General features: G+C 43.9%; 8 protein-coding genes. 6 read left to right on the top strand and 2 right to left on the bottom strand.

Going from position 1 to position 7483, the window contains the following annotated elements; genetic code table 11:
• Window positions 1-511 precede the first annotated feature (511 nt).
• From rpmH to jag, 4 genes are all read left to right on the top strand, one after another.
• Window positions 512-646: a 50S ribosomal protein L34 gene (gene rpmH / locus IGI82_RS17970; protein WP_002356012.1), complete on the top strand. Its 135-nt coding sequence runs from the start codon at window positions 512-514 to the stop codon at window positions 644-646.
• Between the two features lie 147 nt (window positions 647-793).
• Entirely contained in the window at window positions 794-1129 is a 336-nt protein-coding gene (gene rnpA, locus IGI82_RS17965; RefSeq protein WP_015510644.1) for a ribonuclease P protein component, read from the top strand.
• Between the two features lie 18 nt (window positions 1130-1147).
• A complete protein-coding gene (locus IGI82_RS17960) occupies window positions 1148-1972 on the top strand; it encodes a YidC/Oxa1 family membrane protein insertase (RefSeq protein ID WP_010748469.1) in 825 nt (274 codons plus the stop codon).
• A 17-nt stretch (window positions 1973-1989) separates the two neighbouring features.
• Window positions 1990-2748: an RNA-binding cell elongation regulator Jag/EloR gene (gene jag / locus IGI82_RS17955; RefSeq protein ID WP_081116711.1), complete on the top strand. Its 759-nt coding sequence runs from the start codon at window positions 1990-1992 to the stop codon at window positions 2746-2748.
• Between the two features lie 204 nt (window positions 2749-2952).
• Here the strand turns inward: jag and IGI82_RS17950 are convergent, their stop codons facing one another.
• Window positions 2953-3282: a heavy metal-binding domain-containing protein gene (locus IGI82_RS17950; protein WP_005226284.1), complete on the bottom strand. Its 330-nt coding sequence runs from the start codon at window positions 3280-3282 to the stop codon at window positions 2953-2955.
• Window positions 3283-3520: 238 nt separating this feature from the next.
• Here IGI82_RS17950 and mnmE point away from each other — a divergent pair, with 238 nt between their 5' ends.
• Together mnmE and mnmG are read left to right on the top strand one after the other, a co-directional pair.
• Window positions 3521-4918: a tRNA uridine-5-carboxymethylaminomethyl(34) synthesis GTPase MnmE gene (gene mnmE, locus IGI82_RS17945; RefSeq protein WP_074535553.1), complete on the top strand. Its 1398-nt coding sequence runs from the start codon at window positions 3521-3523 to the stop codon at window positions 4916-4918.
• A gap of 33 nt (window positions 4919-4951) precedes the next feature.
• Window positions 4952-6844: a tRNA uridine-5-carboxymethylaminomethyl(34) synthesis enzyme MnmG gene (gene mnmG / locus IGI82_RS17940; RefSeq protein ID WP_438842591.1), complete on the top strand. Its 1893-nt coding sequence runs from the start codon at window positions 4952-4954 to the stop codon at window positions 6842-6844.
• A 105-nt stretch (window positions 6845-6949) separates the two neighbouring features.
• Here the strand turns inward: mnmG and IGI82_RS17935 are convergent, their stop codons facing one another.
• Window positions 6950-7468: a helix-turn-helix domain-containing protein gene (locus IGI82_RS17935; protein WP_005226263.1), complete on the bottom strand. Its 519-nt coding sequence runs from the start codon at window positions 7466-7468 to the stop codon at window positions 6950-6952.
• Between the last annotated feature and the right edge of the window lie 15 nt (window positions 7469-7483).

Here is a 7483-nt window from a genome sequence, read left to right as displayed (position 1 = left end):
AAATTGTCCTCCTATAACTAAGAATAGATATAACTAAAATAGCACGGATTGAAAAAGTTTTCCACAGATTACGATAAAAAAGGTTAGAAAAAAATACTTTTCCACAAAACGGGATAAAAGAAAAAGGGAAATGCACATGTTCGAAATTCGACTATCCACAGGTAGAAAAAGAATGTGAATAACTATAAAACAATCTCCTTTATCCACAGATTGATGTGAAGATCACGCCTTGATAATACTAGGCTTCGGGGTAGTTATCAACAACTAAAAAAGTGATTGTGGAAAACTTTTCTACAGGCTGTTGGTTTGTGGAAAAAGCCAAAATAACTCTGGGGAAAAAGTTATCCACAAAAATTGGCTATAAACAGCAAACCCACACAAATCAAAGGGATTGTGGATAAAGAATGGTCGATTTTGAGCAAACTTCTTATTGACAAACTAGTACTTGACTCGTTATACTATCAAAGTATGTCTGTGCGCATAAGCATTATCCTGATGGAGGTGGAAATAAATGAAAAGAACGTATCAACCAAATAAACGTAAACGTCAAAAAGTTCACGGATTCCGTAAACGTATGAGTACAAAAAATGGACGTCGTGTTTTAGCTAGCCGTCGTCGTAAAGGCAGAAAGGTTATTTCTGCGTAAGCCACTGAATGCCAGTGGTTTTTTTTTATGCCGTTTTTGCGGAATATAGTGTCTGACTTTTGGCAAATATGGTATTATTGACAGGTGAGTGGTTACGGATTCAATCCGTTTCGCGAAGCTTAATTGAAAGAAGTGAAGGAACCGAAGATGAGAAAATCCTATCGAGTAAAAACAGAGCAAGATTTTCAAAAAGTTTTTCAGGCAGGAAATTCTTTTGCAAATCGGAAGTTCGTGGTGTATGTCTTACCTAAAGAGCAATCACATTTTCGAGTTGGTTTATCTGTAGGGAAAAAAGTCGGTAATGCAGTGAAGCGAAATGAGATCAAGCGCAAGATCCGTGCAAGTTTAACGGAAATGAAGCCGCGAATCGAACCAGCGGTCGATTTCATCGTGATCGCCCGTCCAAGTATCGCCACTTGTTCCTCAAAGGAAATCTACTCGAATTTAGAGCATGTCTTAAAACTTGCCAAAATTATTCATTAATGGAAAGGAATTAGTTACGTGAAAAAAGGGAAACGCGTCTTACTATTTTTGGGAGTTCTCTCATTAGTAGTTGTCTTATCTGCCTGCGGTGCAACAGGTGAAGTAAATGCACAAAGTACTGGTCTATGGGACCGTTACATCGTTTATTATTTTGCAGAGGCGATCAAAGCCCTCTCCTTCGGCAATGCCGGGATCGGGATCATCCTCTTTACATTGATCATCCGGGTCATTTTGATGCCGTTGATGCACTTCCAAACCAAAAGCATGCGCAAAACGCAAGAATTACAACCGAAGCTAAAAGCGCTGCAGCAGCAATATGCGTCAAAAGATACAGAAACACAAAGCAAGTTAAAAGAAGAAACACAACGTTTGTATGCGGAAAACAATGTCAATCCCTATGCCGGCTGTCTGCCATTATTGGTACAAATGCCGATTTTGATGGCCTTGTGGCAATCGATCTCACGGGTTCCTGCTTTGCAAGAAGGAAAATTCTTGTGGCTGCAGCTGGGTGATCGTGACCCATACTTCATCTTGCCGATTTTAGCGGCGCTCTTTACTTTTGCAAGTACCTACTTATCAAGTATGAGCCAAGTGGAATCAAATGCGAGTCTGAAAATCATGAATTTCGCTATGCCGATGATGATCTTACTGATGGGGATCAACATTGCCAGCGGTCTTTCCTTGTACTGGGTTGTTTCTAATGCATTCCAAGTTGTGCAAACAATGATCTTAAATAACCCATTCAAGATTCGCCAAGAAAGAGAAGAAGCTGCCCGCAAAGAACGCGAGCGTGAACGTGCGCTGAAAAAAGCAATGAGTCCTAAAAAGAAACGGAAAAAATAAGAGGAGGTTGCACTGCAATGCCGATTTATGAAAATCTGACAGTAGATGAAGCAATTCAAGAGGGATTGCAAGTCCTTGGTATCACCAAAGATCAAGCAGTAATCGAAGTCCTGGATGAAGGAAAAAAAGGCTTCTTGGGTCTAGGAAAAAAACAAGCACGGGTCTCCATTGAAAAACGAATCGTTGAAGAACCGGCACCCGTTGAAGAAGTACCAGCAAAACCGCTGGTAGAACCAGATCCTGTGACGACAGAGGATGCAAGCAGTGTGATGGAAGCAGCAGCGAGCGAACCTGTTTTGCTGACGGATCTTTCAGATGAGGAAGCGCTGGCTCAGCTGGGACTCTATCTGACAAATATTTCAAAAGCATTGAATGCACCCGCCTTAGTAAAAACCGCTCGTCAAGACGGCGTGATCGTCTTTCATTTAGAAACGCAAAAACAAGGCATTTTGATTGGGAAGCACGGCAAAACCTTGAATGCACTGCAATATTTGGCGCAAGTGTATATTCACCGCATCGCGAAAAACAAATTGTCGATTGTAGTGAATGTCGGAGATTACCGTGAAAAACGTCAAGCGATCTTAGAACGTTTGGCCAGCCGTACTGCTGAAAAAGTCAAACGAACAGGCCGCCCAGTCTTTTTAGAACCGATGCCGGCGTTTGAAAGAAAGCAGATCCATTCAGTTTTGAGTAAAGATGCGTATGTTCAAACTCATTCTGAAGGGGATGAACCGTATCGCTACTTAGTAGTGGAACCTGCGGACAAACGAATTTAATGAAAAAAGGGAAAGGCGGTCTGACAAGCCTTTCCCTTTTTTGATGGGAAAAAGCGATTGACAACAAATTTAAAACCAAGTATCCTTGACTAGAAATCATTCTTATCAAAGTCAACATACGTTACGTAGGTCAGCCTTTGGTATCAAAAAAGAGTCCGTATGCCGCGGACTCTTTTTTGTATTTTTCTTTGATGATAGAGGCAATTAGCCGCCGATGGTTGATTGAGTAAATTGAACCACTGTACCATAGGCAAAGATCTCAAGGTAGGTTTTGTCGCCTTCGACGATGCGGTCATGTTCGAAATGACAGTTGATCACTGCATTCGCTCCGTAGCTGTGGGCGGTTTCTTTTAAGCGATAGGTCACATCTGCCAACAGGTCGTTCAAATTCACAGATGTATCAAATAGATCTACTTCGATTTTGTCTGCCGCAAAGACGATATCCCGCACGACGTAAGGCCGATTCACGTTTCCTGTCGATAAAATGATTTCTTTAATGCGAGCAGCGCTGTTTGATGATTTGATGGTTTCCATAATAGATCCCTCTTTTCTTATTCTTTGCTTTTATTTTAAAGGTTTTTGCGGACAGATGCAAAATTTAAAAGTTTTTGAAGGAAGCTTGCGACTCACGCAAAAATGTGCTAATCTATTTCCAGAATTTAATTGACAAGCAGTCAAAGTGCTAAGTCTACTCGTTTTTATTGATTTTCAATCAATTTGACGGGTGGAGTGGGCACTTTTTTTATGTGAAAAAATAGGAGGAGCAAGCAACATGGCGAATATAACGCAAGAATTTGATACGATTGCCGCGATTTCCACCCCGCCAGGCGAAGGGGCCATCAGTATTGTGCGATTAAGCGGGGAAGAAGCGATCGCAATTGCGGATCGGATTTTTCAAGCAGGCACTAAAACCCTCGCCCAAGTCCCTAGTCATACGATCCATTATGGTCATATCGTGGACCCAGAAGAAAACCGTTTGATGGATGAAGTGATGCTATCAGTGATGAAAAAGCCGCGGACCTTTACCCGAGAAGATGTCGTCGAGATCAACTGCCACGGCGGGATCGTTGTCGTCAATCAACTCTTGCAGCTGGTTTTACGACAAGGCGCACGGTTGGCTGAGCCGGGAGAATTCACCAAGCGGGCCTTTTTAAACGGACGGGTTGACCTTTCTCAAGCCGAGGCGGTGATGGACTTGATTCGTGCCAAGACCGATAAGGCGATGAATCTCGCTGTCAATCAGCTGGATGGCAATCTTTCCCACTTGATTCGGACTTTACGCCAAGAGATTTTAGAGACGCTGGCACAAGTTGAAGTGAATATCGATTACCCTGAATACGATGATGTGGAAGAATTGACGACCCGCTTATTGCTAGAAAAAGCCACGATGGTCAAAGGGCAGATCCAAGCCTTATTAGCGACTGCCCAACAAGGAAAAATTTTGCGAGAAGGTTTGAGTACCGCGATCATCGGTCGGCCGAATGTCGGTAAATCCAGCTTATTGAACCATTTATTAAGGGAAGAAAAAGCCATCGTGACAGACATTGCTGGTACGACTCGAGATGTTATTGAAGAGTATGTCAATGTTCGCGGGGTACCGTTGAAACTGATCGATACGGCTGGTATCCGCGAAACAGAAGATGTCGTTGAAAAAATCGGGGTCGAACGCAGCCGCAAAGCACTGGCAGAAGCGGAGTTGATTTTGCTGGTTCTCAACCAAAGCGAAGGATTGACTCAGGAAGACAAACAATTGCTGGAGCTGACTGCTGGCAGCCGTCGGATCATCTTATTGAATAAGACCGACCTTGAGCCAAAATTAGCACCCGCTGAGCTAGCACAGTACGCAGCAGATGAACCGATTTTTTCTGTCTCTGTGTTGACGAGTGAAGGCTTGGATCAACTGGAACAAGCCATTGCCGATCTATTCTTTGGGGGCAAAACCACCGATAAGGATGCTTCCTATCTTTCTAACACTCGCCACATTGCCTTATTAGAAAATGCCGTTCAGTCGTTGTCTGAGGTCATCCAAGGGATCGAAGCAGGAATGCCTGTCGACTTGGTTCAAATCGATATGACACGCTGCTGGGACTATCTAGGAGAAGTTGTCGGCGACAGTGTCCAAGATGAGTTGATCACCCAATTGTTCAGTCAGTTTTGTTTAGGAAAATAAAGAATGCGCCACTGGCGTAAAAAGGAGAACACCATGCAAGAATATCAAGCAGAAAGTTATGACGTGATCGTTGTTGGTGCCGGCCATGCCGGATCAGAAGCTGCCTTAGCAGCCAGCCGAATGGGGGCAAAAACCCTCTTGCTGACCATCAACTTAGACATGGTCGCATTCATGCCTTGTAATCCCTCCGTCGGCGGACCAGCAAAAGGCGTCGTGGTGCGCGAAATCGATGCTTTAGGCGGAGAAATGGGCAAAAATATCGACAAAACCTACATCCAAATGCGGATGCTCAATACAGGAAAAGGTCCCGCTGTGCGGGCCTTGCGGGCGCAAGCCGATAAACATGCCTATGCGGCTGAAATGAAACGAACGATCGAAAAAGAAGCCAATCTGACACTGCGCCAAGGAATCGTTGAAAAGCTGATCGTTGAAGAAGGCGAATGCCGTGGCGTCGTGACCTCTACAGGCGCTCGTTACCAAGCCCAAGCTGTAGTGATCACTGCGGGAACAGCGTTGCGAGGAGAGATCATCATTGGAGAGTTGAAGTATTCTTCTGGACCAAACAACTCCCAGCCATCGATTGGACTAGCCGATCATTTGAAAGAGCTTGGCCTAGAGATCGCTCGTTTTAAAACGGGTACACCACCGCGGGTGAAATCCAGCACCATCAACTATGAGGTAACGGAGATCCAGCCTGGCGATGAACAACCGAATCACTTTAGTTACAGCACACCCGATGAAGCCTACAATCAAAACCAAGAACCTTGCTGGTTGACCTATACGAACGAAGGGACGCACCAAATCATCAACCAGAATTTACACCGGGCGCCGATGTTTACAGGGATCGTCGAAGGAGTAGGTGCCCGTTATTGCCCATCTATCGAAGACAAAATCGTGCGTTTTGCAGACAAATCTCGTCACCAACTGTTCTTGGAACCAGAAGGGTTGAACACCGAAGAAGTGTATGTTCAAGGGCTTTCTACTTCTATGCCAGAAGATGTCCAAGTCCAAATGCTGCATTCCATCGCAGGTTTAGAAAAAGCGGAAATGATGCGGACGGGCTACGCCATTGAATATGATGTCGTGGTGCCTCATCAATTGCGTCCAACATTAGAAACCAAAGTCATCGAAAACCTCTTTACGGCAGGACAAACCAACGGAACCAGCGGCTATGAAGAAGCGGCCGGTCAAGGCTTGATCGCCGGCATCAATGCCGCTTTGAAAATTCAAGGCAAAGAACCCTTCATTATGAAACGCAGCGACGGTTATATCGGTGTGATGATCGATGATTTGGTGACCAAAGGAACCAATGAACCTTACCGCTTATTGACCTCTCGTGCCGAATACCGCTTATTGCTGCGTCATGATAATGCGGATCTGCGTTTGACCGAAATGGGCCATCAAATCGGGCTCGTACCAGAAGGACAATACGAAGCGTATGTAGCGAAAAAAGAAGCTGTTGAAGCAGAAATTAAACGTTTATCTAAGATCCGCATCAAACCAACGCCAGAAGTACAAGCGTATTTGACTGCTAAAGGGACGGCTACCTTGAAAGATGGCGTTTTAGCAAATGAATTCTTGCGTCGGCCTGAAGTGACGTATGCCGAAATGTTACAATTTATCGAAGCCAATGAAGCATTGAAGCCAAAAGAGATCGAACAAGTCGAGATCCAAATCAAATACGAAGGCTATATCAAAAAAGCTCTCGAAAAAGTGGAGAAACTCAAACGGATGGAAGCCAAACGCATTCCTGAAAACATCGACTATGCCGTTATCAATGGCTTGGCAACAGAAGCCAAACAAAAACTGCAAAAAATCCAACCCGAAACCATCGCCCAAGCGAGCCGTATCAGCGGAGTAAACCCAGCTGATATCAGTATTTTGATGGTGTATATCGAGCAAGGGAAGATTGCCAAGGTTAACTAAAGACGGTTAATATTCTTTGAAAAACCAATTTATAAATGGTAAATAGAGTGTCAAAAGCCCGCTGCGAAAACAATTCGCAGCGGGCTTTTTGTCTTAATAATTGAGTTATTCCACTTTTTCAATCGTAGTGGTTCCCCAATTCATGATGTTGCTGAGATGGACATAGCCATCGTACAAATTCAAGAAAATCGAGAAGGCACAGACGATATAGATCAATACATAAAAATTATTGGCTTTCTTGTTACGCCATAAAACAAAGCCATCTAAGATCAGTCCTAAAGGAAAAAGAAAGGAGCCGATTCCAGCTAACAGTAGCAAGAGCAGACTTTCATCTTTATCTGCTGCCATCGTTCTTTGGAGTAACGACAATTTTTCTTTCTTGTCGTTGATTTCTTGATTGTTGGTTTCGATCCGCTCTTTTAAGGCTTCGTTCTCACGTAAAAGCTCATCGATCGAGACTTGGTAGAGATCGCTCAACAAAATCAAATTCTCAATATCTGGATAGCCGCGCCCATTTTCCCATTTTGAAATCGACTGGCGTGAAATCTGTAATTTTTCTGCGACTGCTGTTTGCGACAATCCGGAAGACTCGCGACAGCTTTTTAATTGTTCTGCTAAAGCCAATGTATGCTCCTATCT

Origin of the sequence: Enterococcus sp. AZ067 (assembly GCF_051715005.1) — a bacterium.
Taxonomy (GTDB): domain Bacteria; phylum Bacillota; class Bacilli; order Lactobacillales; family Enterococcaceae; genus Enterococcus_D; species Enterococcus_D casseliflavus.
The sequence above is the reverse complement of the archived record's forward strand: the minus strand, read 5'-3'. Positions and strand labels throughout refer to the sequence as shown.

Coding starts and splice junctions, on each gene's coding strand:
- rpmH (WP_002356012.1), top strand. CDS start 512: ATGAAAAGAACGTATCAACCAAATAAACGTAAACGTCAAAAAGTTCAC.
- rnpA (WP_015510644.1), top strand. CDS start 794: ATGAGAAAATCCTATCGAGTAAAAACAGAGCAAGATTTTCAAAAAGTT.
- jag (WP_081116711.1), top strand. CDS start 1,990: ATGCCGATTTATGAAAATCTGACAGTAGATGAAGCAATTCAAGAGGGA.
- IGI82_RS17950 (WP_005226284.1), bottom strand. CDS start 3,282: ATGGAAACCATCAAATCATCAAACAGCGCTGCTCGCATTAAAGAAATC.
- mnmE (WP_074535553.1), top strand. CDS start 3,521: ATGGCGAATATAACGCAAGAATTTGATACGATTGCCGCGATTTCCACC.
- mnmG (WP_438842591.1), top strand. CDS start 4,952: ATGCAAGAATATCAAGCAGAAAGTTATGACGTGATCGTTGTTGGTGCC.